The 24319-nt window shown below is 64.0% G+C and carries 23 protein-coding genes; 11 read left to right on the forward strand and 12 right to left on the reverse strand.

Features of this window, described 5'->3' with window-relative positions; all coding sequences use genetic code 11:
• Positions 1 to 66: 66 nt before the first annotated feature.
• The gene (locus ACX80G_RS15680) at positions 67 to 1158 is read left to right on the forward strand and encodes an FUSC family protein (RefSeq protein ID WP_459308825.1); all 1092 of its coding nucleotides are present in this window, start codon (positions 67 to 69) and stop codon (positions 1156 to 1158) included.
• Here ACX80G_RS15680 and ACX80G_RS15685 read toward each other — a convergent pair.
• Positions 1124 to 2230 (reverse strand): App1 family protein phosphatidate phosphatase, encoded by a 1107-nt coding sequence (locus ACX80G_RS15685; RefSeq protein WP_459308826.1) that lies wholly within the window; start codon positions 2228 to 2230, stop codon positions 1124 to 1126. The genes ACX80G_RS15680 and ACX80G_RS15685 overlap by 35 nt on opposite strands.
• Positions 2231 to 2282: 52 nt before the next feature.
• On the opposite strand from ACX80G_RS15685, the gene ACX80G_RS15690 reads away from it, so the two are divergent.
• Positions 2283 to 3014, forward strand: coding sequence for a M50 family metallopeptidase (locus ACX80G_RS15690; protein WP_459308828.1), 732 nt, complete (start codon positions 2283 to 2285; stop codon positions 3012 to 3014).
• Between the two features lie 124 nt (positions 3015 to 3138).
• Entirely contained in the window at positions 3139 to 4638 is a 1500-nt protein-coding gene (locus tag ACX80G_RS15695) for a diguanylate cyclase domain-containing protein (protein ID WP_459308829.1), read from the forward strand.
• A gap of 2 nt (positions 4639 to 4640) precedes the next feature.
• Here the strand turns inward: ACX80G_RS15695 and ACX80G_RS15700 are convergent, their stop codons facing one another.
• The gene (locus ACX80G_RS15700) at positions 4641 to 6245 is read right to left on the reverse strand and encodes a cellulase family glycosylhydrolase (RefSeq protein WP_459308832.1); all 1605 of its coding nucleotides are present in this window, start codon (positions 6243 to 6245) and stop codon (positions 4641 to 4643) included.
• A 178-nt stretch (positions 6246 to 6423) separates the two neighbouring features.
• Here ACX80G_RS15700 and ACX80G_RS15705 point away from each other — a divergent pair, with 178 nt between their 5' ends.
• On the forward strand, positions 6424 to 6699 hold the full coding sequence (locus tag ACX80G_RS15705) for a hypothetical protein (protein ID WP_459308833.1): 276 nt from the start codon (positions 6424 to 6426) through the stop codon (positions 6697 to 6699).
• Positions 6700 to 6704: 5 nt separating this feature from the next.
• Here the strand turns inward: ACX80G_RS15705 and ACX80G_RS15710 are convergent, their stop codons facing one another.
• Positions 6705 to 7721, reverse strand: a complete 1017-nt coding sequence (locus ACX80G_RS15710) for an NAD(P)-dependent alcohol dehydrogenase (protein ID WP_459308834.1) — start codon at positions 7719 to 7721, stop codon at positions 6705 to 6707.
• Between the two features lie 334 nt (positions 7722 to 8055).
• Here ACX80G_RS15710 and ACX80G_RS15715 point away from each other — a divergent pair, with 334 nt between their 5' ends.
• The 5 genes from ACX80G_RS15715 to ACX80G_RS15735 all read left to right on the forward strand — a co-directional run bounded on the left by ACX80G_RS15715 (position 8056) and on the right by ACX80G_RS15735 (position 12694).
• Positions 8056 to 8994, forward strand: a complete 939-nt coding sequence (locus ACX80G_RS15715; RefSeq protein ID WP_459308836.1) for a 5'-3' exonuclease — start codon at positions 8056 to 8058, stop codon at positions 8992 to 8994.
• Between the two features lie 67 nt (positions 8995 to 9061).
• Positions 9062 to 9421 (forward strand): VOC family protein, encoded by a 360-nt coding sequence (locus ACX80G_RS15720; RefSeq protein WP_459308837.1) that lies wholly within the window; start codon positions 9062 to 9064, stop codon positions 9419 to 9421.
• Between the two features lie 30 nt (positions 9422 to 9451).
• Complete coding sequence (locus ACX80G_RS15725; protein ID WP_459308838.1) at positions 9452 to 9874, forward strand: DUF1801 domain-containing protein; 423 nt, start codon at positions 9452 to 9454, stop codon at positions 9872 to 9874.
• A gap of 369 nt (positions 9875 to 10243) precedes the next feature.
• Entirely contained in the window at positions 10244 to 11728 is a 1485-nt protein-coding gene (locus ACX80G_RS15730; RefSeq protein WP_459308839.1) for a PQQ-dependent sugar dehydrogenase, read from the forward strand.
• A gap of 249 nt (positions 11729 to 11977) precedes the next feature.
• Complete coding sequence (locus tag ACX80G_RS15735; protein ID WP_459308840.1) at positions 11978 to 12694, forward strand: hypothetical protein; 717 nt, start codon at positions 11978 to 11980, stop codon at positions 12692 to 12694.
• Between the two features lie 40 nt (positions 12695 to 12734).
• Here ACX80G_RS15735 and ACX80G_RS15740 read toward each other — a convergent pair whose 3' ends face one another.
• From ACX80G_RS15740 to ACX80G_RS15780, 9 genes are all read right to left on the reverse strand, one after another.
• Entirely contained in the window at positions 12735 to 12953 is a 219-nt protein-coding gene (locus tag ACX80G_RS15740; RefSeq protein WP_459308842.1) for a hypothetical protein, read from the reverse strand.
• The gene (locus ACX80G_RS15745) at positions 12947 to 13246 is read right to left on the reverse strand and encodes an ABC transporter permease family protein (RefSeq protein ID WP_459308843.1); all 300 of its coding nucleotides are present in this window, start codon (positions 13244 to 13246) and stop codon (positions 12947 to 12949) included. The genes ACX80G_RS15740 and ACX80G_RS15745 overlap by 7 nt, the downstream gene beginning before the upstream one ends.
• On the reverse strand, positions 13243 to 13989 hold the full coding sequence (locus ACX80G_RS15750; protein WP_459308845.1) for a sensor histidine kinase: 747 nt from the start codon (positions 13987 to 13989) through the stop codon (positions 13243 to 13245). The genes ACX80G_RS15745 and ACX80G_RS15750 overlap by 4 nt, the downstream gene beginning before the upstream one ends.
• Before the next feature lie 51 nt (positions 13990 to 14040).
• Positions 14041 to 14529, reverse strand: a complete 489-nt coding sequence (locus tag ACX80G_RS15755) for a hypothetical protein (RefSeq protein WP_459308846.1) — start codon at positions 14527 to 14529, stop codon at positions 14041 to 14043.
• 218 nt (positions 14530 to 14747) lie between these two features.
• On the reverse strand, positions 14748 to 16163 hold the full coding sequence (locus tag ACX80G_RS15760) for an amidase (RefSeq protein ID WP_459308847.1): 1416 nt from the start codon (positions 16161 to 16163) through the stop codon (positions 14748 to 14750).
• The gene (locus ACX80G_RS15765; protein ID WP_459308848.1) at positions 16160 to 17389 is read right to left on the reverse strand and encodes an amidohydrolase; all 1230 of its coding nucleotides are present in this window, start codon (positions 17387 to 17389) and stop codon (positions 16160 to 16162) included. Before ACX80G_RS15765 ends, ACX80G_RS15760 begins: the two co-directional genes overlap by 4 nt.
• A 38-nt stretch (positions 17390 to 17427) precedes the next feature.
• A complete protein-coding gene (locus tag ACX80G_RS15770) occupies positions 17428 to 18159 on the reverse strand; it encodes a hypothetical protein (protein WP_459308849.1) in 732 nt (243 codons plus the stop codon).
• Positions 18160 to 18189: 30 nt separating this feature from the next.
• Positions 18190 to 18945 (reverse strand): DUF5058 family protein, encoded by a 756-nt coding sequence (locus tag ACX80G_RS15775; protein ID WP_459308850.1) that lies wholly within the window; start codon positions 18943 to 18945, stop codon positions 18190 to 18192.
• On the reverse strand, positions 18942 to 20231 hold the full coding sequence (locus ACX80G_RS15780) for a M20 family metallo-hydrolase (protein WP_459308852.1): 1290 nt from the start codon (positions 20229 to 20231) through the stop codon (positions 18942 to 18944). Before ACX80G_RS15780 ends, ACX80G_RS15775 begins: the two co-directional genes overlap by 4 nt.
• Before the next feature lie 226 nt (positions 20232 to 20457).
• Here ACX80G_RS15780 and ACX80G_RS15785 point away from each other — a divergent pair, with 226 nt between their 5' ends.
• Positions 20458 to 21486: a LacI family DNA-binding transcriptional regulator gene (locus ACX80G_RS15785; protein ID WP_459308853.1), complete on the forward strand. Its 1029-nt coding sequence runs from the start codon at positions 20458 to 20460 to the stop codon at positions 21484 to 21486.
• Between the two features lie 145 nt (positions 21487 to 21631).
• The coding region (locus tag ACX80G_RS15790) for a S8 family serine peptidase (protein WP_459308854.1) at positions 21632 to 24319 on the forward strand (2688 nt) is incomplete at its 3' end.

Genomic DNA, 24319 nt, shown 5'->3' on the forward strand with positions numbered 1-24319 from the left:
CAGATTTCCTACCCGCCCGAATGCTGGGACAATAATAAGCATGCTGAAAAATTCTCAGGCGCCCGCTTGCTGACCGGCATGGGCGGACTGGTCCGACACAAGCGGCTGATCCTTGCGGCCAAGTCTGCGCTTGCCGCGTCGATTGCCTGGCTGATCGCCCTGCAGGTTCCGGGCGTCGCCTCCGAGTACCCGTATTACGCGCCCCTCGGCGCGGTGGCGTGCATGTATCCGACCATCGCTGGCTCCGCCCGGCAGGGGATCCAGACCCTGGCAGGGCTGGCCATCGGGTTCGCCCTGGCGTTTCCCGTCATTTTTTTGGGGGACCGCTCGGTGCTTTCGGTGGCCCTGGTGGTGGGCATCGGCGTACTGGCAGCCGGCCTGCCGCGCATCGGCGCAGGGCGGGACTGGATTCCCATTGCCGGACTGTTTGTGCTCCTGCTGGGCGGCGACGACCCAGACGGGTATTCGTTCGGGTACCTGCTGCAGATGCTGGTGGGAGTCACCGTGGGGCTGGTGGTCAACATGCTGATAGCCCCTCCCCTGCACCTCAACGGAGTGGTCGCCGGACTCGACAGCCTCAGGTCCGCGCTTGCCCTGCAGTTGCGGGATATGGGTGCAGCCCTTGAGGAACACTGGCCGCCCGAGCACAAGGATTGGGCGGACCGGCAGAACAAGCTCACCACGTTTAGTAGGGAGGTGCGCACGGCGGTTCAGCTGGCGGACTCCAGCCGCCACGGCAATCTCCGGCAATACCGCCACAAACGGGACCTCGCTGCCGATTTCCACTCCCTGCAGTCGATGGAGCGAATCACGTTCTATGTCGAAGACATGACCGAGCTGTTATCTGACGTCATCTGGCGTTCACCGGACAGCACTCCGCTGCCCGAACCTCTCGGACCGCCTCTCGCAACTGCCGCGACCCTCACGGCCTCGGCAGTTCAGGACTGGGACACCACCGGACCGTCAATGATCAAGGCGGAAGCCGCCGTGGAGGACCTGATGCGGCAGGTCAAACGTGTCTCATCCGACGAACGGATCGAGGCGACGGCGGCGCTGGGCATGGCGCTGCGCCGCATCCTGCTGACCATTCGCGCCGACGCGGGCCCTCAGGACCAGGACAGAACTACTCTGCCGGCCCCTGAAAAGAGCGGTCAATAATTCCCAGTTCCGCCAGCTGCGCTGACATTCCGGCGCCGTCGGGCGCGTAGACCCATTCGATGGCGGGTGTGCGAGACGACGGTTTGGCTTTGGACCGGCCACCGGCCAGAACAGCCTCGCTGATGGTGAGCTGGCGGATCGCGATAGCCCGCACGTTCTGCGGGTAGTGCTCCGCGAAATCGGCGTAGATCTCTTCATCATGCTGTCCGTTGTCGCCGATCAGCAGCCACTTGATATCGGGGAACTCTGCGGCCAGCCGTTTCAGCGAGCTTCGCTTATGCTCGGGCCCACTACGGAACCACCGGTCCGGGGTGGGGCCCCAGTCGGTGAGGAGTTTCGGGCCCGCCGGGTACAGGTTCCGTGAGAGGAACCTGGTGAGCGCCGGGGCGACATTCCAGGCACCAGTGGAGAGGTAAAGCACCGGGGCGCCGGGCACCTGCCGGGTGATTCGCTCCAGCAGCACTGCCATTCCCGGCGTGGCAGCGCGCGCATGCTCATCGAGAACGAAAGTATTCCACGCGGCAAGAAAGGGCCGTGGCAGGGCCGTGACCATCACTGTGTCATCAATATCCGACACAACACCGAAGGTCGTGCCATCCTCGACGACCCGCACTGGCGACTCCGCAATAGTGCCATCGGCCGAGCGCAATGCAATGGTGTGCCACCCCGGCGCAAGATGGGCGTCGATCCGTGCATCGATGATGCCGCCCCGGTCGGCGGTGACCTCGTGAGTTTCGCCGTCGACCTCCACGGTGACCTTCGCGTGCCGCACCGGGGCACTGGTGAAGTTGCGCCAGCCGCGGATGCCTTCCTTGATGGTCTTGAGCACTTCACCACCACTGATCGGCGTCATCTCGTCTGGATTAGCGAGCACCACGCGTGCCAGGACACGGATCCACGTGCCCGACCCGTAGCCGGTGTAGGGGATGATCGTCTCCACATGGCCTCGCTTGAGGGCCAGATTGGTCTGGACTGAATGCCAGGCGTCGTCGATGCGCATCCCCACATGGGTGCGTTCCTTGACTCTGTCGCGGTGGGCCTCTGGCTGACTTGGTCGGGTGCTCGATGACATGGGATCAGTCTTTCACGCCGGCGCGCCCGGGGCGGTTCAGTAGGGTGGGGGCATGATCGAGACGTGGTGGACCCGGATCCTGGACGGGTTCGCCCGGGCTACCCCTCCGGACATCGCCTTCATTGAACTGACCATCATGGTGCTTGCCGCTGGAGCGCTCTCGCTCCCCCGCTCGATCTGGCGGTATTTCGGCTTGTTCACCACCCTCGTCCACGAACTGGGGCACGCCTTCGCGGCGCTCATGACGGGTAGGGTACTGAAGGGCATCACCCTGACGATGGATCATGCGGGTACGACGACGATGGGACGACCTGGGTGGCGCTCCGCCTGGGCGGGTTTCTGGGGGTACCCCACCCCGGCCGTGTTCGGGGCGACGCTGGCGTGGGCCGGGATCAACGGGTGGGGACCTGCGGCACTCTCAGTTGGTGCGTTGATCCTGCTGGCCGCGCTTCTGTTCATCCGTAACGGCGGTGGGCTGCTGATCCTGCTGGTCACCACCGGTGTCTCGCCGATCCTGGTGGTGGCATTGCCGGAGCAGTTAGTCGGCCATGTTGTAGTGGCGCTCGGCATGGCGCTGCTGGTCGGCTCGATCAGGGATCTGGGCAAGGTCACGTCGGTGCATCTGCGACGCCGCCGGGAACTGCAGACATCCGACGCCTACCTGTTGTACGGCAGCACCGGTATCCCGTCCCCCGTCTGGCTGGCGCTCTTCGCCGTCGTCATTGCCGGGTCGTTCATGTGGGCGTGGGTATCGCTCTCCACTTCACCACAATTTTTACGTTAGATCGAGTGAGGTAGACGGTTTCCGGTCGGATTGGGGCTACCGTTAGGATGCCACATTGATCGTGGCGCGGACGCGAAGCGCGTTCCTGGACTGATTCGAGGGCATTCTGGTGGTATCCCAGCGGGTGAGAGCTGTTCTCGGGGCTTTTCCGCGCGGTTCGAGACTCCCTGATCCTGCCTGGCACCTCCGCCACCGGCTCATCCTTCTCTTTGCAGTGGTCTCGGCCGGGATAGTTAGCCTCTTTTCCCTCACCCAGCAGACCCCGGTCTGGCTGGCATTGGTGCAGGGCGCCACTCCAGCCGTCGTCGCACTTCTGGCATGGAAAGCCCCCATGGGGAGGCGCTTCAGCGCGTCGCTCAGCTCGGCTTCCCTGATGGTGATTGCCGCCATGGTGGTGCAGATCAGCGGCACCATCGAGGCACACTTTCTATTCTTCATCCTGGTGCCCGTGGTTGCGCTGTACGAGGATTGGGCCCCGCTGGCCACTGCCTCGTTCCTGGTGCTGGGTCATCACGTGTTACTGGGTGTCAGCATGCCGACCACCGTCTACAACCACGGCGCGGCACACGAGCAACCACTTATTTGGTCGCTGATCCACAGCACCCTGTTCTTGGCGATGTGCGCGACGAGCATTGTTCATTGGACCATCCATGAGCGTGCCCGCCGTGAGGAGAATACGCTCCTCGACCGGCTGGCGTCCCAAGCTCTCCATGACCCCCTGACGGGCCTTGCCAACCGGACCCTGTTGCACGACCGCCTGGCGCAAGCCCTCAGCATCGGCCAACGGACCGGTGCGCCGATCATGGTGCTCGCCGTCGATATTGACGGCTTTAAACCGGTCAATGATTCGTATGGCCACGCCGCGGGCGATGCCCTGCTGGTCGAGCTGGCGCGCCGCCTTGAGTCCTGTATCAGGGCCGGTGACACCGCGGCCCGCTACGGCGGCGACGAGTTCACCCTCCTGCTTCCCGGGACAGGTAGCGACGAGGGCGCGGCGATGGCTCAGCGCATCCTCGCCGCTGTGAGGCCACCGGTTGAGTTGCTCGGGATTCGCCTGCACATGAGCGTCAGCATTGGTATCGCCGTCAGCATTCCTCATATCCTGGGCGAGGTCCTTCTCCAGGAGGCCGACCAGGCGATGTACTCGGCGAAACACAATGGCCGGGGCGGGTTCGTCATCTTCGACAAGACCCTCGGCGCCGGAGCGCTGGGCACCCTGGTTGTCCACACCGACCATGCACGTTCCTGGGCCGCTTACACCCAGTCCCTGCGCTCGGAGATCGCCTCAGCCAAAGAGCTGGGCCAGATTCCTGAACAGACCCGCGGACCGGAAACGGCGCGGCGTACCCTCGAATCGATCATCGCGGCCATCGAGCTGTTGCCGAAGGGTCAGCAGACCGCGGGCCTACAGTTGCCCGATCGAAATGCCCTGGAAGAGTTCGTGTTCCATCACGATCTGGTGCAGCACTGGGCCGACACGCTCCGTGCCAGTGCAACAATCCGGGCCGAACGCACGCCCGAAGCCGATCTCTTCTGGCGGGTACTGCGTCAGTCGGCGCTCAAAGACGAAGCCGACCCGGTCGCTGATACTGACAGCATCCGGGCCGGCCACTCACCCAGCTAGGGCTATTTCGCCGTCACCGTGACGATGGGCTTGACGGGCGGCTTCGACGCATTGACCTGAAGACCGATGGTCGCCGTCTGCCCCTTTCGCAGGCTCTGGGTCCAGTCGGAGCCGACACAGGTGACCGACTTCTTCGGCACCGAGGTGCACTTCATGCCCCAGGAGTTGGCAATGCCGATGACCTCGGGATCGGTGAACGTCACCGACCAGGTGCTTACGTCCCGCGCCGCCTTGACCGCGATGTTGGCGACGTAGCCGCCGTTCCAGGAACTCTGCAACGACCACTGGGCGGTGACCGCTGTTGAGCCGGCCCCTGGCACGGGTGTCTGAGCCGGTGTTGGTGTTGGAACAGGAACCGGTTTGGTGGTTGGCGCTGGCGTCGCGGTGGGCACGGGCAGTGCCACGGGCCGCAGGATCGGCTTCAGGGCAGCGAGTTTGGCGGTTTCCGGGGTGCGCCAGTCGGATTTCAGCAGTCCGCCGGTGTCTGAGCTGTTGGGATTGAAGGACCAGTAGGCGAAACTGGTTTGATTCGTCGCCAGGTAGCTGACGAGCTTGCTCATCCATTGCTTATCCGACGTGGTTTCGAGTTTCGAGCCGAATTCGCCGACAAGCACCGGCGCAATCCCCTGCCGGGAAATGTAGCCCCAATTAGCATCCCAAATACCATTCAGGTTCGCAGGATAATTGGGCGCCGAGAACCATTTCTGTGGATAAACCGATGCCGGGTAATCGTGGGGCGAATACACCACCTGGTGAGGGACGGTCAGCTTCACCGGCTTCGTTGCCACATCGGCGAGCCCTCCGCCCCACCAGGTCCACGAATCATTGCCCTGGGCTTCGACGCCCTCAACAATGATCAGGAGCCTGGGATTGACCGACTGGACGGCCTTCCCTGCACGGGTAGCCGCGGCGTGCCAGTCATGGGCAGGGTTGGAACCACCCCACCGCGCTGCGCCATGCGGCTCGTTATGGAGGTCAAAGCCGATCACTGTTGGCTCGTTCTTGTACCGGGTGGCAAGCCTTTTCCAGTCGGCAATCCAGGTCGCTTCGCTGTACCGCGGGGTGTACCACAGCTCCGACTGGCTGTCGGATGACGGCCGGTGACGGTCGAGAATGACATTAAGTCCGAGGGCCCTGGACTTGGCGACAAACAGGTCCATGACCTGTTGTGGGCTCTTATTCAACAGCTCGGGGTTGGCATAGAAGTTGGTGTCCGAGCTGACCTTCCCCGAGGTGATGCACTGGTTGGAGAAGGGTAGGCGGATGGTGTTGAACCCCATCGACCTAATCTGCTTCAGGCCATCATCGAGTTTGATGGTCCACAGCCCATGCGGAACGCAGTCCGGTGTTTCGAGCCCAAACCAGTTGGCTGCCCTGATGACATAGGGCTGGTTGGCCGCATCGCGAATGGTGCCACCCTGCGTGTGCAGCCACCCCGACCCCTTGGGGGAGACGTCAGCGGCCCGCACCTCGCTGAGTACAGACGGCGGTGCCGCGGGCGACGTCACTCCACACCCAGCCACCGCCAGCAGCACCACAACTGTAGGGATAATTGCCCTCAAAAGACGGTTGATGGGCCCAGGGGTCCGTGCAGCTTGCTCCACCATATGATTTGAGTTCCTTCTACGTAAGAACAGCTGCGCCTCAATAATCCAAGATGAGAATACGCCAATAATCCGGTGTGACAGTGCCCGCCCGACACCAGGTGCCATCCGGTGGTTGGCGCCGGCGCCACGCAACACAAAGGCTCGGGTATTCTGTTGGGTGTAGAAAGGGGTGTACGCCATGGAATTTTCGAACCACGACGATTCTCTCGCCGTCGACTATTACGCTTGGCCGCGGCCAGTTAACCCTCGACTTTTGAAAATTATGAAGACTGTGCTCGGCGCCGCCATGGTCATTGTCCTGCTTACCCAAGTGGTTCCGGCGAATCTCCTCGGCGGCCTGTCGAACCACTTCTTCACTATCCTGCTTCTGCTTTCCTGGGCAGGTCCTGCGCGGCGCATGATGCGCCGGCGTACCCCGGGCGGCCGAAACTCCCAGACCACCGATGAACCGTGACCCAGCTACATGGTGATCGCCAGTTTTCCTGAGACCTTCCCCTGCTCCAGTAGACGCATAGCCTCGGGCACTTGACTCACTGGGTACGTTCCGCCCACCTGCGGGGTGACGGCGCCCCGTTCGATCAGGCTAGCCAGGAGCTCCAGGTCAACCGCACGTTCCTTTGCGACGAACATTTTCAGGTTCTGCCTGATGAACGGCGACAGGGCAACCCCCAGTAGTTGCCGCCTGATTCCGATCCAGTCGCCGCCCCCTTCACCTCCGATGATGACGGCCGTCCCGGTGGGCGTGAGTGCGCTGCGAAGCCGGCGCAGCGAGGAGCTGCCCCCGGTGTCGAGGATCAGATCGTATTTCTGCGGACCTCTGGCGAAGTCCTCAGTGGTGTAGTCGATGACGCGGTCGGCCCCGAGGGACCTGGCAAAATTCACCTTGCCGCTACTGCACACCCCGGTTGTTTCGGCGCCAAAGTATTTTGCCAGCTGGACGGCGTAACTGCCCACTCCGCCTGAGGCTCCGATCACCAGCACTGACTGTCCCCGCACCAGCCTGCCGATTTCCCTCAGCCCCTGCAGCGCCGTCACAGCAGACACCGGGACTACAGCTGCCCGTTCAAAGGAAAGGCTGGGCGGCTTGTGGGCGAGCTTGTCTGCCCTGGCCACCGCATACTCGGCGAACGCCCCGGCGCCGAACCCGAAGACCTCGTCCCCGGGCTGGAACCCGCTGACCTCTGAGCCGACCTCCGTGACGGTCCCGGCCAACTCCAGCCCGGGGACTTGCTGTCGTGGCGTCCGTAAACCGAAAACGAGGCGCAGCAGGTAGGGCTTCCCGGTCATGATGTGCCACGCTCCCCTGTCCACTCCGGCGGCATGCACCCGCACAAGAACTTCATGAGGCGCCGGTGTGGGGCGGGTCACCTGTCCGAGGGTCAGTACCGAGTCAGTCCCATACCTACGCTGCACTACTGCCCGCATCGCCGCGCCCTCCGACGGGGTACCATCCTGTTGCTCTTCCCTGGTCACCATGTCCGACTCCATTCCGAGGTCTATCCGTTTCCCAAAGGGATACGGAGATGACTCTCCGTGCCAGCTGCGACGATCGTATCGTACTATGTACGAAAATGCGATAGAGTCGCTGCATTATGGACCCGATCTAGCTGGTGGAGCGGGAATCGCAGCAGTGGCCACCCGATCGCTTGCGAAGGAGTTGGGCATCAAGCCCTGTCGCTCTGCTATCACCACTGGGCACGTGCTCACATCCGGCGACAACTTCTGCGACTAGCTCGAGGTCAGGCTAGACCTGGTTCTGGATGCGCTGAAGGCCTGGAGTAGCGATACCCGTCCGTGAGAGGATCACGGGGTGGCTAACCGACTGATGCTCCTCGATACCGCGTCCCTCTACTTCCGTGCGTTTTACGGATTGCCTGACTCCCTCAAGGCTCCCGACGGCACCCCGGTGAATGCCGTCCGCGGACTGCTCGACATGATCGCGCGGCTCGTTAGTGACTACCAGCCAACCCATCTGGTCGCGTGTTGGGACGACGACTGGCGTCCCGCCTGGCGCGTCAACCTGATCCCGAGTTACAAAGCGCACCGGGTGGTCAGTGCGGTGGACGGCGGCGTCGACGTCGAGGAAATGCCGGAAGGGCTGGTGGCCCAGGTGCCGATGATCCGTGAGATCCTGGCCGCCTTCGGGATCACCGTAGCCGGGGCGGCCGAGCACGAGGCCGACGACGTCATCGGCAGTCTTGCCGCACAGGCTGACTGCCCCGTCGATATTGTGACCGGCGACCGGGACCTGTTCCAGCTTGTCGACGACGGCCGGGGCGCGCGCGTGATCTACACGGCCCGTGGGATGAGTCGGCTGGAGGTTCTCACCGACGCCACAGTGGTCAGTAAATACCGGGTGTTGCCCGGGCAGTACGCGGATTTTGCTGCCCTTCGCGGAGACTCGTCCGACGGCCTGCCCGGCGTCGCGGGGATCGGCGACAAGACGGCCGCCAGCCTGCTGCAGGAGTTTGTCGACCTGGACGGGATCATCAAGGCAGCAAACGACGGCGCCTCAGCCATGTCCGCGTCGATGCGGGCCAAAATCACCCAGGCCGCCGACTATCTTGGGGTGGCACCGACCGTCGTCAACGTAGTCCGGGATCTCGACCTCGGCGAGCTCGATGCGGCCATTAGACCCCTCGATCCCAAACAGCTGAAGCACATTGAGCAGCTAGCCTTGGATTGGGCCCTTGGCGGATCCTCGGGGCGCGCGCTTCAGGCGTTGGGGAACACCCCGACAGCCGCCTGACCTTCTGGCAGTGTGGTAGCGACGCTTGCCCCTTCATTTGGGCAAGGAACAGCAGTAGGCTTCCGGCATGGCTATCGCACGCTCCCCCAGTGTCGTCATCGACTGTCCCGATGCTACGATCCTCGCAACCTTCTATGGAGCACTACTCCGGTGGACAGTGGACGCCAACGACGGGTGGGCGGACATCCGCCCCGACGATGGCAGTAACTGCATTTCTTTCCAGCAGGTGGACAATTACCAACCGCCACGCTGGCCAGATCAGGCGGTCCCGCAACAAATGCACTTCGACCTGATGGTCGAAAACCTCGACGAAGGCGAGGCTGTGGTGCTCGGTCTGGGCGGAACGAGGGCCGACGTCCAGCCTGGCACAACCTTCCGCGTCTTCCTCGACCCGGCGAACCATCCGTTCTGCCTGTGCGTCGAGTGAGCCGGTCACCGCAATGAGGACACTGGATCCATGAGTGAGCCTGCTCTGTCCCCCACCGGATCCGATCCCAACGACTTTGTTGCCGCGGTGCCGCACCCCGTACGCCGGAGAGACGCTGAGGTGTTGCTGAGCATGATGGCTGAGATCACTGGTCAACCAGCAGCAATGTGGGGGCCCTCCATCATCGGTTTCGGGAGCTACCACTACCACTACGGGTCGGGCCGCGACGGGAATGCGGCAGCAGTAGGCTTCTCACCCCGCACGGCGCATCTCGTCCTGTACGGGCTCACCGACGGACCAGCCTCAGAAGAGTTGCTGGACCGGCTCGGCAAACATAAACGCGGGAGCTCCTGCATCTACGTCAACAAGTTGGCCGACATCGATCTGGACGTCCTCAAGAAGATGATCCGCGACGGGTACGACCACACCACACAGGACCCGCCGGTTGGATAACGGTTAGCTCACGCGACCAGGTCGTGCTCTGAAGTGGCGAATCGGATCTGTTCTGCAAGTGCTCCCGGGTTGCGACGCGTCGGGTCGAGCGATCGCGGACCGCGACTGCCGATCATCGCTGAGCCGGTCGACTCGCCGCAGTCGGCTTCCGCGCGCTCTTTCCGTGTTGGCTCGCAATCGCCTGCTTCGGCAGAGTTTTTCCAGGACGCCGATGCCCTTTGGGAAGGTTGACAAAGTTTCGGCGCAGGACTAGACCTGCTTTTGGGGTCTAGCATCCCTGAGCCTTCTATGAGCATCCGAGGAACGGTAGTCGATGACGCCCCCTCAGGCGGCACCCGTCGCCTGAGTAGCTTCATGAGAGGATTCCTCATGCGTCACCAATCACCAAGCCCTCGCCGCTCCTCGCGGCGCCCGCGGCTTGCCCGGCTGACCACCGTCGCTACTGCCTGGGCGGCCATCTCTGCGCTCGCCCTCAGCTCGGCGTCGGCCGGCGGCGGCGAAAGGATCGGCGACCCCGTCCCCGACGTGCCTCAGGGCCCCGTAAATGTCGGGCTTGCGCTCGTGACCACCGACGTGACCGCACCACTCGCAGGGATCACCGCACCAGGGCAGAGCCGCAAGCTCTACATCGTCGACCAGATCGGACAGCTCAAAGAACTCAGCATCGACGCCCCTCGTCCCGTAGCGCACCTAGCCACCATCCTCGACGTCAGCCCACTGCTGGTGGGCCCCCAGGACGCCACGGACGAGCGGGGATTCCTCGGCGCGGCCTTCGCCGCCGATGGCCGGCTCTTCACCTACACTTCCGAAGCATTCAACCCAGCCGTGCCGGCCACCTTCCCACTGCCTCCTGACCCGCCCGGTCCCTGCGATCTCTCGGGCGCCGTACCCGACCATCGCAGCGTGATTCGAGAATGGCGCCCAACCAGCACCGCCCCTCTTCGCTTCGGCGCGCAGTCCAGTAGCCGCATCCTGTTCACGGTCGACCAACCGCAGGCCAACCACAACGCGGGCGACATGCACTTCGGTCCTGACGGCATGCTGTACATTGCGTTCGGTGACGGCGGCGGCGCAGACGACCAGAATTGCCAAACGAACTTCGACGGCGAACCGATGTTCGGCCACGGCGCCAACGGCAACGGGCAGAACCCCAAGAACCCGCTGGGTGACCTGCTGCGGATCGACGTAAACGGGACCAACTCCAGCAACGGCCAGTACGGCATACCAGCGGACAACCCCTTCGCTACCACACGCCCCGAGGGCCAGATCGCGGAGCTTTTCGCGATGGGCTTCCGCAATCCGTTCAGGTTCTCCTTCGATGCCCGTGACTTCACCTCCGCCAACACCGGAACTCCTGCCCAGGCCTGGGTCGGCGACGTTGGCCAGAACGACGTCGAGGAAGTCAACGTGGTCTCCGCGGGCCGCAACTACGGCTGGCGAGTCCGGGAAGGCGGGTTCCTGTTCAACCCCAACGAATTCCAACTCAAGGGTGCACGCTCCGACGGATTCGTGTTCGCTCGAACGACCAGCAACGCGACGTTCACCGACCCAGTGGCCCAATATGACCACGACGACGGCACCGCCATCATCGGCGGGTATGTCTACCGGGGCACAGAAGTCCCCGCCCTTCAAGGCCAGTACGTATTCGGCGACACCTCGCGTCGGCTGAACAACGCTCACGGTAGGCTGTTCGCCACTTCCGGCTCCAAGACAGGGGCCCACCGAGTCGTCGAACTCCGGGACGAGCCTCTGGACGTCCAGCTCATCGGCTTCGGTCAGGACGAGGACAACGAACTCTACGCATTGGTCTTCGAACCGGGTGTGTCTGGTCAGATCCACCAGATCACCCGCTGACGAATTCCCGCCACCTCTCGGACCTCCCGGTCCTAATCTAGACGTGGGAGGTCCTGCATTTACGTCGACAAGTTGGCCGATATCGACCTGCACTCCCTCAAGGAGATGATCCGCGACGAGTATGACCACACCACACAGGACCCGCCCGTTGTATAACGGTTAGCTCACGTGACCAAGTCGTGCTGTCAAGTGGCGCGTTGGATCTGTAGTGTCCAAGTCATCCCGACCATCTGATCCGAAAGCACACCAGTGAAGAAGTCCTCGCCCCTTCTTGTCCTCTCAATTACGGCCCTCCTCCTGACGGGGTGCGCCTCCAACGCCGAGCCTTCGGCGGGGGTGACCGAAACTGAATCCAGCGCCTCGCCCGCGCCGACATCGTCGCCGAGCACGACGCCGACGCCGACGCCGACGCCGACGCCGACCCCCGAGAGTTCACCCTCACCAGCCGAGCCCACTATCGATCCACCGTCGGCCAGCCCCGAACCGAGCCCCGAACCAAGCCCCGAACCGAGCCCTGAGCCCGCAGCAGCGCCTGTACCCGAACCGACCGTCGAGCCGACCGCGGTGGCAGAGCCAACAGAGGAGCCCATCACCGAAACGTCCGAGCCCCCCATCCCTGGGCTATCCGGAAGCTACGACGATCTTGTGCTGGTCCCCGCTTGGGATGGGGTCCGCGTGGTCCGCCATGTTGGTACGACGTGGAACATCGTCGGGTCCGGGTATGCACCGGGAGCAGAGATCCAGATCGGGTTTGGCCCCGCCCAAACGGATGTGTCAGTGATCGGATACCCGGTTGTCGTTGCAGATGCCAACGGCAACTACACCTTTCAGATCAGTCTGGCGCCCGATCTGGCGCCGGGAGACTACGGCGTGCTTGCAGTTCCCATCACTGGCCTGACGTCTGAGGAAACCGAAGCTGCCAAACGGTTCGCCCAGATTGAGGTCGTCTCCACCTGGGCGCCCTAGGCGCCCGGGTGGAGACGAAGCCAGCCGACCAGCTTGCCGGCTACTGCTCCAGTTTGATCGCCTTCCGCAGGCTGAGCGCTCCCCCACCCTGCATGACAGCCCTGCGGTAAATTTTCTCGCCACGGTGCAGGAGCGCAACCGCCGCTGCCAGAGCGATGACGAGGGAAAGCAGAGGCTCCCACACTGCGACCGGGGAGTTCAGGACCCTGATGGGCATCGCCACCGATGACACCACCGGCACGTAGGAAGCAACTACCAACAGAGTTGGCCCGAGGCGAACAACCCAACAAACAGGGCTGCGAAGATGAGACCCATCACCGGAGTCGAGTTGTTGGTCAGATCCTCGGGTCGGCTGGCGAGCGAGCCCAGGACCGCCCAGATCGCCGCAAGAATCAGGAAGCCGGCCAGGAAGAACACGAAAAACCATCCGGAGGCAGGAATGATGCTTCCCACCAGGTCCGCTGTGTCGGTCAGGTTGAGTGCGAGCAGCGCAGCACCACCGTATAGAGCCAGTTGGACCATGGCCAGGATGGTGTTGCCCAACACTTTCACGCACAGCAGCTGGCGGATCGGTATTGCCGTAGCAAGGATTTCGACCACCCGGAGCCGGGCTCGGCGGTGGGGCGCGGCATCCCATTGTCTACCGTCTCCAGCTCCACCCAACGCTGGTCGCCGGCGCGTCCGGTGCGCAGGGTCATCGTGACGGATCCTGCGGTCGAGTGTTGTCGCACATTGGTCAGGGATTCCTGGGCGGTCCGGAACAGCGACAGCGCCAGCGGAGCAGAGATGTCGGCCAGCGCACCAGGGACGTCCTCCACCCTGCCGAAGCTGACCGTGAGGCCCAGGTCCCGTTGCTGGCCGGCCAGTTCCTCAAGGTCGTTGAGTCCCGGCTCCGGGCGCCGCCCGCCGTCGTCAGTGTCGTCGGACTCGCTTCCTTCGGTGCGGAGTACGCCGAGGAGGTTCCGCATATCGATGACCGCCTGTCGGCTGGCCTGTTCAATGGTCCGCAACGAGTCGACTGCGACATCGGGTCTCCTGTCGATCACCCTGCGGGCGGCTCCGGCCTGGACCCCGATCACTGACACGTGGTGCGCGACGACGTCGTGCAGTTCACGGGCAATGCGCAGTCGTTCCTCAACCACGGCACGCCGGGCGAGTTCAGCGGCCTGGCAGGTAATCTGCTCGGCCTGCTCGGCCAGCTGGGTGCGCTGCAGCGCGTTGCGCCACGATGACATGCCGGCAAGGATGGCGCCGCCGAAGTAGGCGAAGTTCACCAGGAAGTTGTAGAGCGCCACCGACGTCAGGGGATCAAGAATTCCGCCGGTGAAGTCGGGGTTGTCTTCGGCCTAGGCCAGGAGGCCGTCGAAAGTGTTAGCCACAGTCAGGGCGAGGATAAGCCACAGGGTCATCGCCGCTACCACCACGGCGATGCCAACCCACAGCACCCGGCGGTCTTTGGCCCACGCAATGGCCGAGTAGAGGGAGGCAAAATAGGCAACCTGGTACGACAGCTGAAGAGAAACCAGGGGTGAGAGCAGGCTGAGACCGATGAAGAGAGCCGACATGACCAGCATGACCAGGACCGGGTATTTGCGCCGGAACACCAGGGGGACAATCATCAGCGCCAGCACTCCGTGCTGGACCCAGGCTGCGTGGGTGTCCTCGACGACCATCCCGAAGCCGCGGGTCAGCTCCAGGGCGAAGGCGCTCACCAGCGCGAATATGATGACTCCGATGACGTCCCGGCGGGAATCGTCCCTTGTGGGGCCGGGGCGTTCCCAGTTGTTGTCACAGTGGTCGACCGTCTGGGATTTCAGTCGGGTGAGGAGGTTCACCAGTTCGTCCTGCCGGGAGCGAGGCGCGCGAAATCGGTCATGAGTGCCAGTGTAGTCAGCGAGTGGTACGCTCCGGCTCCCTCGGAGGGAATAGTCCGGTCGGATGACCCCACCCCTCCCCCTGGGTCCCCACCCCCGGATCGAGTCACCAGCTTTGACGGATTTCGCCCCCAAAAAATGATCCTTGGTGTTGACTCGATCCGGGGGTGGGGGGAAACCTAGCCTAAGGTGGGGGCCTGCCCCGCATAACCGGTCGCCTGCTCGAAGCTGTAGGCGACCTGTAACAGGTCAACATCCTTGCCGTGAGCCATCGACAGTTGTAGACCGACCGGCAGACCGCTCAAGCTGAAGCCCGCTGGTACCGAGACCGCGGGGATCCCCGTCGCCGAAATGACACACGCGGAGCGCATCCAGTCAAGATAGGTTTCGAACTCCACTCCCTCCACCGACGTGGGGTACCGCATGGACGCGTCGAAGGGCAGCACCTGCGCGGTAGGACTGGCGAAAACGTCGAACCGTTCGAAAAAGTCATCCACCTTGCCAGCGAGCCGGGTCCTCGCCAGCGCAGCGTCGACAAGGTCCCGGCCTGTCAGCGCCTTGCCCTGTTCAATGTTCCACCGCACTTCGGGTTTGATCACGTCGCCATGCTTTTCCAGCAGCGTGCCGTAGGCAAGGAGGAAATCGAAGGCCCGCGTGGTACCAAAGACCTGATCGGCGTCGCGTAGGTCCGGCACTGCCTCTTCGACCACTGCTCCCAGATCCACGAAAATCTGAAGCTGGGATTCGAGGACACGGAGCACTTCCTTCTCCACCGGAACACCCAGGCCAAAATCAGGTGACCACGCGATCCGCAGCCCGGTGAGGTCCCGCTGCAACGGGTCACCGAACTGTGTGCTGCCGAGCGGGAAGGGGTACGGCACCGCCGGATGCGCTCCGGCAACCACCTTCATCCCCAGCGCAACGTCTTCGACGTCGCGCGCCATCACCCCGGTGCGGCCCAGCCAGGCCCAAGCGTTGCGGGTGGGGGCCATGGGGAGCACGCCCACCGAGGGCCTGAAGCCAACGATGTTACAGAACGACGCAGGGATCCGCAGAGACCCGCCCATATCACTGCCGTCGCTAAGCGACTGGATGCGGGAGGCGATCGCCGCGGCCGCTCCCCCGCTGCTTCCCCCGGCGCTCACCGTGGGGTCGTAGGGGTTCGTGGTGGTGCCGAAAACCTCGTTGAAGGTGTGGGAGCCGGCAGCGAATTCGGGGACGTTGGTCTTCCCCGTCGTTACCACCCCGGCACTCTTGAGCCGGGCGATCACCAGGTCGTCAAAGGTCGGCACATGATCCTTGAAAATGACCGACCCCTGGGTGGTCAGCAAACCCTTCGTGTTGTTGGTGTCCTTGTGCGCCATCGGCAGTCCGTGCAACGGTGGGAGGCCAGCACCGGACGCCGTCAGCGCGTCGGCCTCGGCCGCCAGCCGCTGCGCGCCGTCCCGATCCTGGGTCACTACCGAGTTGATCTGCCCATTTACCGCATCAATCCGGGCGAAGTGCGCCTCCAGCGCTTCACGGGCGGAAACCTCACGACGCCGAATCGCACCGGTGAGGGCAGTGGCCGAGAGCTCCATGAGGCCGTCGGTCATCGCGCAACTTTCGACAGGATGGCAGCCATGGCTGCCCGGACACCGATGGTGAGAGTCGGTTCCATGTCCGGTGCGAAGTACGGCGAGTGGTTACCCGGAAGGGGCGTGTCGGCATCGAGCCGTTCCTGGCTGTAGGCTCCAAACATCCAGTACACGGAGGGGACGCCGATCGCCGTCGCAAACAGGCCGAAGTCCTCGCTACCCATCACCGGCGGCACTTCGTTGACCGAGTCCTCCCCCAGTGTGAGGTGAAATTCGTTGATCAGCGCATCAGTGGCGTCGGGATCGTTGTAGCACTGGGGAAAACTGGAGATTTCCTCGATCGACGGTGCTGGGGCCCCGGATGCGTCTGCTTCGGCTTTGATGATGCGGCGCAGGGAGGCAAGCACCCGTTCGCGCACCTCTGGATCGAAGGTACGGACATTGACCGAGAACTCGGCGGTGTCGGGGATGATGTTCTCCTTCAACCCAGCGTGGAACGTGCCGATGGTGACGACCGCCGATTTCATCGGGTGCACCTCGCGGGCCACGATCGTCTGGATCCTGACCACCATATGAGCGCCGAGGACGATGGGGTCGATCGACTGATCCGGCTGCGAACCATGCGCCTGACGGCCCTGCACAGTGATCTTCCATGAGTCCGCCATGGCCATAGCGGTCCCCCGGCTGATATTCACTGTGCCGGCAAGGCCTGGCCATACATGCTGCCCGTAGATCACCTCGGGTTGTGGGGCCTTGTCCCAGATGCCGTCCTCCACCATGGCCTTGGCTCCAGCGGCCGTTTCCTCGCCGGGCTGGAAGATGAACACCACAGTGCCACCCCAGGTTTCGGTACCTTCGCTGAGCAGGCGGGCTGCGGTCAGGGCGGCAGTGATGTGGGTATCGTGACCGCAGCCGTGCATCACTGGTACGTCGGTGCCGTCGGCGAGTGTGCCGCGCGTCTGGCTGGCAAAGTCCAGTCCCGTAGCCTCCTGCATGGGCAGGCCATCGGTGTCGGCACGGAACCCGATCACCGGGCCTTCACCGTTGCGCAGGACGCCGACGACGCCGGTTCCCCCGCAGAGGTACGCCTCGATCCCTAGGTCGGTGAGTGCCTTCAGGATGAAATCGGCGGTCTCGGTTTCCTGCATGGACAGTTCGGGATGGGCGTGAAGGTGACGGTAGAGCCTGTGCATAGCGGTGCGGTGGTCCGCGGACAACTCTAATGAGGTGGTCTTCGTAGTCATGGGGTTCCTATCCTGTCGAGGGGTGGGGAGGCGCTGGGTCAGGCCTTGAGATGGTCTTGAGCGACGGGGGCCGGGGTGGTCTTCGACCTGAGGAACCAGGCAAGGACTGCCGTCAGCAGGACCACGATGCCGGTGGCTGGTTTGGCGAGGGCAGGGACGGCCGGCACGAGGACGAACAGGACGACGACGGCCACCAGGACGGCGATCACCGTCACCCGGGGCTGTTTCATGGTGACGATGAGCTGCACCAGGACGGCGCCGATGATGCTGGGAAAGATGTAGAGGCGGGCGACGTCGACAATATCGGTGGGAATGATGCTCACCAGCCAGGTACCGAGGACGCCCACGAATAGGAGCATCGAGAACACGTGCACCATGGCCGCCCCGCAGATGGCCATCAGAGCCGAGAATTCACCGCGCTTGGTCCCGGCTTTCGCCCCAACTGTGGCCTGGGCGACGAGGGCTGACGGCAGCAGTTTGTTGGCAATGTTGCCGATCATGAACGCCTGATACATGGCTGCCGGGCCGAGCACCGGGTAGTAGGTGATTGGTTCAACGATCCAGAGGACGAAGAAGGCGGCAGCGACGGCGAAAAAGGCCGTCCAGATCATGCTCGACGTAATGCCGAGGTCGGTGAAGAGGACCAGGTAGATCGGAGCGGCGAGGGATAGCAGCAGCGCGAAGATCATGGTGATGCGTCCCCAGCGGGACGTGGTGCGGTCAAACTGGTCGACGGCCGCGGTCTGCTCAGCAGTGGCAGTGAAAGTCATGGCGTGATTCCTTTCGTTGTGGGGTGCTACTCAGGCCGCTGCGGGAGCGAGGCCGGCGGTGTGGGCGAAGTAGGCGACGGCGAGGCCCACCAGGATGGCTATTCCCAGGCCCCACTCACGAAGCCAGGCGGCGGAAAGGGATTTGGCGAGGAAGAGACACACGCCCATCACCACCGCTGAGACGATTACAGTGATGATGTGAACCGGGGTTTTTCCAAGTTCCGCGATCCCGAGACTGGCGAATGCGCCGATCAGGGCGGCCGCTGGAACGATCGCCATCAGTGCCGGGTTGACATGGCGGAGCTTGGAGTCGCCCCGCTTCAATAAGGGGGTGAGCACCAGGGTGGCGATCATCCACATGGCACCCGACATGCTCATCGCCATGAAGGCGACGACGAACACTGCCTGGGTGTAGTCGGGCCCACCGAGGGTTGCGCCCATGGTGGCGGCGGCGAGAGACGCCGAGGCCGATTCGGTAGCCGCCGATCCCACCAGACCGATCCGGACCAGCACCGCGGGCGTGCCGAAAAGCGTGAGCAAGGCAACGCTGACCAGGACCACGGCGAGTGACGGGCCGATGGCCGCTACCGCACCGGCGCGGAAGGAGGTCTTCAACTCTGCCTGGGAGATGCCTGCCGATGGACCGGCCTTTTGCGCAGCCCGCATATAGATCACTGACTGAAGGATGATCGCACCGAACACGCCAATGGCCAGGATCCAGAGAATCGGGATGTTGGCAATGGCGAGAATGTCGGTGGATCCTCCGGGGATGACTGCGGTTTTCATGGCTGCTCCAGTGGGACTGAGTGACGGGTCAGGTCTGCCTGGTCGAGGGCGATCAGGGTATGGGCGAGTGCCGCGACGCCGGTGGCGACAGCGGTGAAGTCTGTCCATTCCTCGGGACAGTGACTTTTCCCTGCGGCGGAGGGGATGAAGATCATTCCCATCGGGGCGAGTGTAGCCATGTGGACGGCGTCGTGGGTTGCCCCGCTGGGCACCGGCATCCACGGGATGCCAAGGGTGTCGGCAACCCGGGCGGCGGTGTCGTGGACGCCGGCGTGGGTCTGCACTACATCGTTGTCGGTCGACCAGGTGAAATCGACGTCGACGCCGTGCTGGTGGGCCTGGCCCAAGATCTCCTGGGCCAAGCGGCCCTTCACGCCGGAGAGCCACTCGGCGTCGACGCTGCGGACCTCGCTGGTCATCCTGACCAGCGAGGGCACTACGTTGGGGGATCGTGAATCGGATTCGAGGCGCGTGGTGGTCGCGACCCCGTGGGTGGGGGCGCCACACCCTTCCCGACGGACGGCGAGAACCGCCTCGGCCGCCGCCACCATCGCGTCAGCACGGTCCGACATGGGGCGGGTACCAGCGTGGTCGGGTGAGCCGGTGAAGACCGCGAGGAGCCGTTGAATGCCCGCGATGCCCGTAACAATGCCGAGCGGCAATCCTCGCTGTTCGAGGGTTGGTCCCTGTTCGATGTGCAGTTCGAGAAAGGAATGCAACTTCGTGGCGCGGGCCCAGTGGGCGGAGAGGGTCGACGCCGGGTCAAGGCCGAAGTCCGAATAGCTCCGCCCGAGGGTCACCCCGCGGTAGTCGGTGCGATCCAGATCCTCGGTGCTGAGCTGGCCGGCCGCAGCGCGACTGCCGAGGCAACTCAGACCGTAAGGGTTCGATTCCTCCCCGAAGAAGTCAACCACCAGCAGGTCGCGGGTCAGGGCGGTATCGCTCTCACGCAGCTGCTGCACGGCATCAATGGCGCCGAGCACGCCGACGATTCCGTCGAAGCGGCCGCCGCCGTCGACAGTGTCGGTGTGGGAGCCGGTGACCAAAGCGGGTGCGTTGGGGTTGGTCCCGGGAAGCCGCCCGATGATGTTGCCTGCGCCATCGGTGTGGACCTCAAGCCCGGTGCCGCTCATCCGTTCAACGATCCAGTGCCGGGATTCGCGGTAGGCCCCGCTGAAAACGTCCCGGGTCCAGCCCGGGCGAGAGCGGTCGCGATAGTCGGCTATTTCGCTGATGCCAGTTTCCAGCCGTTCGGTCGTTTCGGCGGTGGGACTCGTGGTGAGCACTGTGCCCTTTCATCGGATGTACCTAGGATGTTGTGCAATCGTTTGCGTAGCGGTGCTGAATGTATGGCGCTTCGATCGAATATGGTCTTCATCACACTACTCTTGACCCATTTCGTCAAGGTTTCGGCTAAATTAAGCTCCTGGCGACCGGGGGCTGCTGCAAACCATTGCGCGACGGGCGGTGTCTGGTCTTAGACTGCGCTAAAGGTTCGGAAGGAGTGCCGTTATGGCTGACCACACGGGCTGGGAACGCCAAAAGCCAGTTACCCTGGCCACGGTGGCCCGGCACGCCCAAGTTCACGTGTCCACCGTTTCGCGAGCCCTCAGCGAGGATCCCGCGGGGGTGGGTACCGACACGGTACGACGGATTCGCGAACTCGCGGTGATGCTCGGGTATCACCGGGACGTGGGGGCAGCAGGTCTCCGTACCGGAAGCTCCCGACTCATTGGGGTTCTTGTCCCCCGGCTAACCGATTTGGTCTTGGCAACCATCTACGAGAGCATCGACGCCGCGGCCGGCACTGCTGGTTACACCACCGTGGTGTCGAACACCCTGGATGATCCGCTGCGCCGCCGGGCCCGGCTCGACGCGTTGCTCTCCCGTCGACTGGACGGCGTCATCATCGGCGACTCCCATATCGGCGACACTGCGGCTTTCGAGCTGCGGCAGCGCGGCGTCCCCTACGTCTTGGTGATGCGCAAACTCGAGGGCCACCTGTCGGTGACCACGGATGACCACCTGGGCGGACGCCTTGCGGCCGAGCATCTGCTGTCCCTCGGGCACACACGCGTGGGGGTGATCGCCGGTGATCTTCTGGCCAGCACGGGATTGCAGCGAAGTCAGGGCTTCCGGACCACCTTTGATGCCGCCGGTTACCCGGTTGAGGACCACTATGTGGTGAATTCCGGATTCGGCGCGCGGGCAGGGCGGATAGCCGGCGACCAGCTGATGCGGCTCCCCAACCCGCCATCGGCGATCTTCGCTGTTGACGACCTGACCGCCGTCGGCGCTATGGGTGCCATCCGCGCTGCGGGTAAACGGCTCCGGGAGGACATTGCGGTGGTCGGTTACAACGACGTCGATCTCGCGGCCAACCTGCCGGTTCCCTTGACCTCCGTCCGCTCGGCGCTCACCGACATGGGCCGGCTCAGTTTCGAAGCCCTGCAGCGGCGGATCAACGGTGAGGATGCCGTGTCGGTGCTCCTCAAACCGGTGCTGATTCCTCGCGCGACCACCGTGGAACGTTGGGAGTAAGGGCTGCAGGGATGGGCTGTATGATTCCGGTTGGGGGATGCCACAGTCTATCCACGCACCGCCGGCGCAGCCGCGTCTATCACCGTCGGATTGGCCCGTGGCATAGTTGCCGGGGCAACCTGACCTGGTTTCAAGGACACGTTCAATGACATTCAGGCGCCGGTATCTTGGAACAATTGCTTCAGCCTCGATTGCAACACTACTGATCAGTTCCATGACTGCCCTGCCTGCCACCGCCGGGCCGCAACTCCCCGGACTGGACGCGGTGCAGGAGGCTCCGGCCCCCGAGTCTGCGCTCGCCGTCGAGCCCGCCGACCGTTTCATCGTGAAGTTCGCCGACCGGTCCCGCGCCAGCACCTTGGAACGTAGCAATGCCTATGAGGACACCGAGAGCAGCCTGGGAATTCCGGTCAAGGAGATCGGAGCAACCGTCGACGGCGCCACCGTGGTCGAAGCGACCAGCGAGCTGACCGAGGCCCAGGCCGACGACGTCGTCGCTGTCCTCGAATCACGGGACGACGTCGAGTACGCCGAGGTTGATGTTTTCCTGCGGCCGACGGCGGTCACACCGGACGACTCGCTGTACGCATCACAGTGGAACCTGTTCGAGGACCGGGGCGGGATGCGGGTTGATACGGCCTGGCCACGTTCCACTGGCGAGGGGGTCACCGTCGCCGTGATTGACAGCGGGATCACCGCGCATAGCGACCTGGCAGGAAACCTGGTCGCGGGCTATGACTTCATTTCCAGTCCGGCCATCGCCGGCGACAGCGACGGCCGTGATCCGAATCCGGCCGACGAAGGCGACCGGTGTGAATCGGAGCCCTCCACCTGGCACGGCACCCACGTGGCCGGGACGATTGGCGCCGTGGCCAACAATGCCCAAGGCATTGCCGGGGTTGCGTTCGACGCGAAGATCCAGGCCATTCGCGCACTGGGGAGCTGCGGCGGCTACACCAGCGACGTCGCCGCGGCCACTCTGTGGGCGGCGGGCGGCGCAGTATCCGGCGTTCCGGTGAACCCGACGCCGGCGAAGGTGATCAACCTGAGTCTCGGCGGCGCGGGCGCCTGTGGCACATCGTTTCAGGCAGCCATTAACTATGCGGCTAGCCAGGACGTCGCTGTGGTGGCGGCTGCCGGCAATGATCGTTCACCCGTTCGAGCCACGTCGCCAGCGAATTGCGACAACGTGATTGTGGTGGGGGCCACCGGCCGTGAAGGCAACCAGGCCAACTATTCGAACTACGGTCCGGAGGTCGATGTGAGCGCTCCGGGTGGCGATGCGTCCACAGGCCTTGCCAGCGCCATTCTCTCCACAGAGAACGACGGCGTCTACGGCCCGACAGCTGAAGGGTACGGCTACAAGCAGGGAACGTCCATGGCGACACCGCATGTGGCGGGCGCCGCCGCGCTCATGCTGGCAGCCAATCCGTCGCTCACTGCGGTCCAGATTGAGGCGCAGCTCAAAGCGACAGCACGCCCTTTGCCGGGGTCATGCTACACCGGCGGGTGCGGCGCAGGATTGGTGGACGCCACGGCAGCGGTGACGTCAGTTTCCCCGGTCATGCCTGATCTTGCCAGCCCCATTCCGACGGTGACGGGAGAGCCGCGGGTCGGCGGCGTTCTCAGCGCTTCCGCCGGGGTCTGGGGACCGCCGCCCGTTTCCGTGGCCTACCAGTGGCTGCGCGCTGGAACCCCGATCCCCGGCGCAACACTGGCGAAATACACCATCGCTGTCGGCGATACCGGCGCGAAGCTCAGTGTGCGGGTCACCGGAACCAAACCGGGCTACAAGACCGCCACCCGAACCTCCCCACAGACCGCCGCGGTGACCAGCCCGGCCGACGGCGTCGTCGCCCGGGTCCCGACGATCCAGGGCACCCCCCAGGTGGGCAAGACCCTCACCGCAACACCCGGCGGGTGGCAACCAGCGCCCCTGCAGCTGACGTACCAGTGGTTGCGGAACGGTTCGCCGATCGCAGGTGCCACCGCACTCAGCTACACACCGGTCGCTGCCGATCTGAACCGAACCCTGAAGGTTCGCGTCACCGGTTCCGGCACGTCGGTCCCATCAACTGAGCGCACCTCAGCGGCAACGGCGGCGGTGGTGCCCGGCGTACTCCAATTGACCCGGCCGGTGATGGGCGGGGTAGCCGCCGTGGGGTCGTCGCTGGTGGCTCAGCCGGGCGTGTGGAGCCCGGGAACCACGCTTTCCTTCCAATGGTTGCGCAACGGGACGGCGATCAGCGGTGCAACCGCCCCCGCCTACCGTCCGACTGGTGCCGACATCGCCACACGCCTGAGCGTCAAGACCACCGGTACCCGTTCCGGGTACGCCACGGCCACTACGACGTCGGCGCAAACCCAACCGGTACCGCGGCCCTTCAGGGATGTCCCGGCGACCATGCAGTTCCAGGCTGAAATGTCGTGGCTGGCTGCCGAAGGCATCAGCACCGGCTGGCGCGGATCGGACGGCACCAGAACCTACCGGCCCCTGACCACTGTCAACCGGGATGCGATGGCCGCGTTCATGTACCGCATGGCCGGGAGCCCAGCCTTCACTCCACCAGCCACCTCCCCGTTCACCGACGTGTCCACCACCCAGCAGTTCTACAAGGAAATGGCCTGGCTGGCCGAAAGTGGAATCAGCACCGGCTGGGACGGCCCCAACGGCACCAAGACATACCGCGCACTGACCCCGGTGAACCGCGACGCGATGGCAGCGTTCATGTACCGCATGGCCGGGAGCCCAGCCTTCACTCCACCAGCCACCTCCCCGTTCACCGACGTGTCCACCACCCAGCAGTTCTACAAGGAAATGGCCTGGCTGGCC

It is taken from the genome of Arthrobacter glycogeni, from assembly GCF_054510815.1.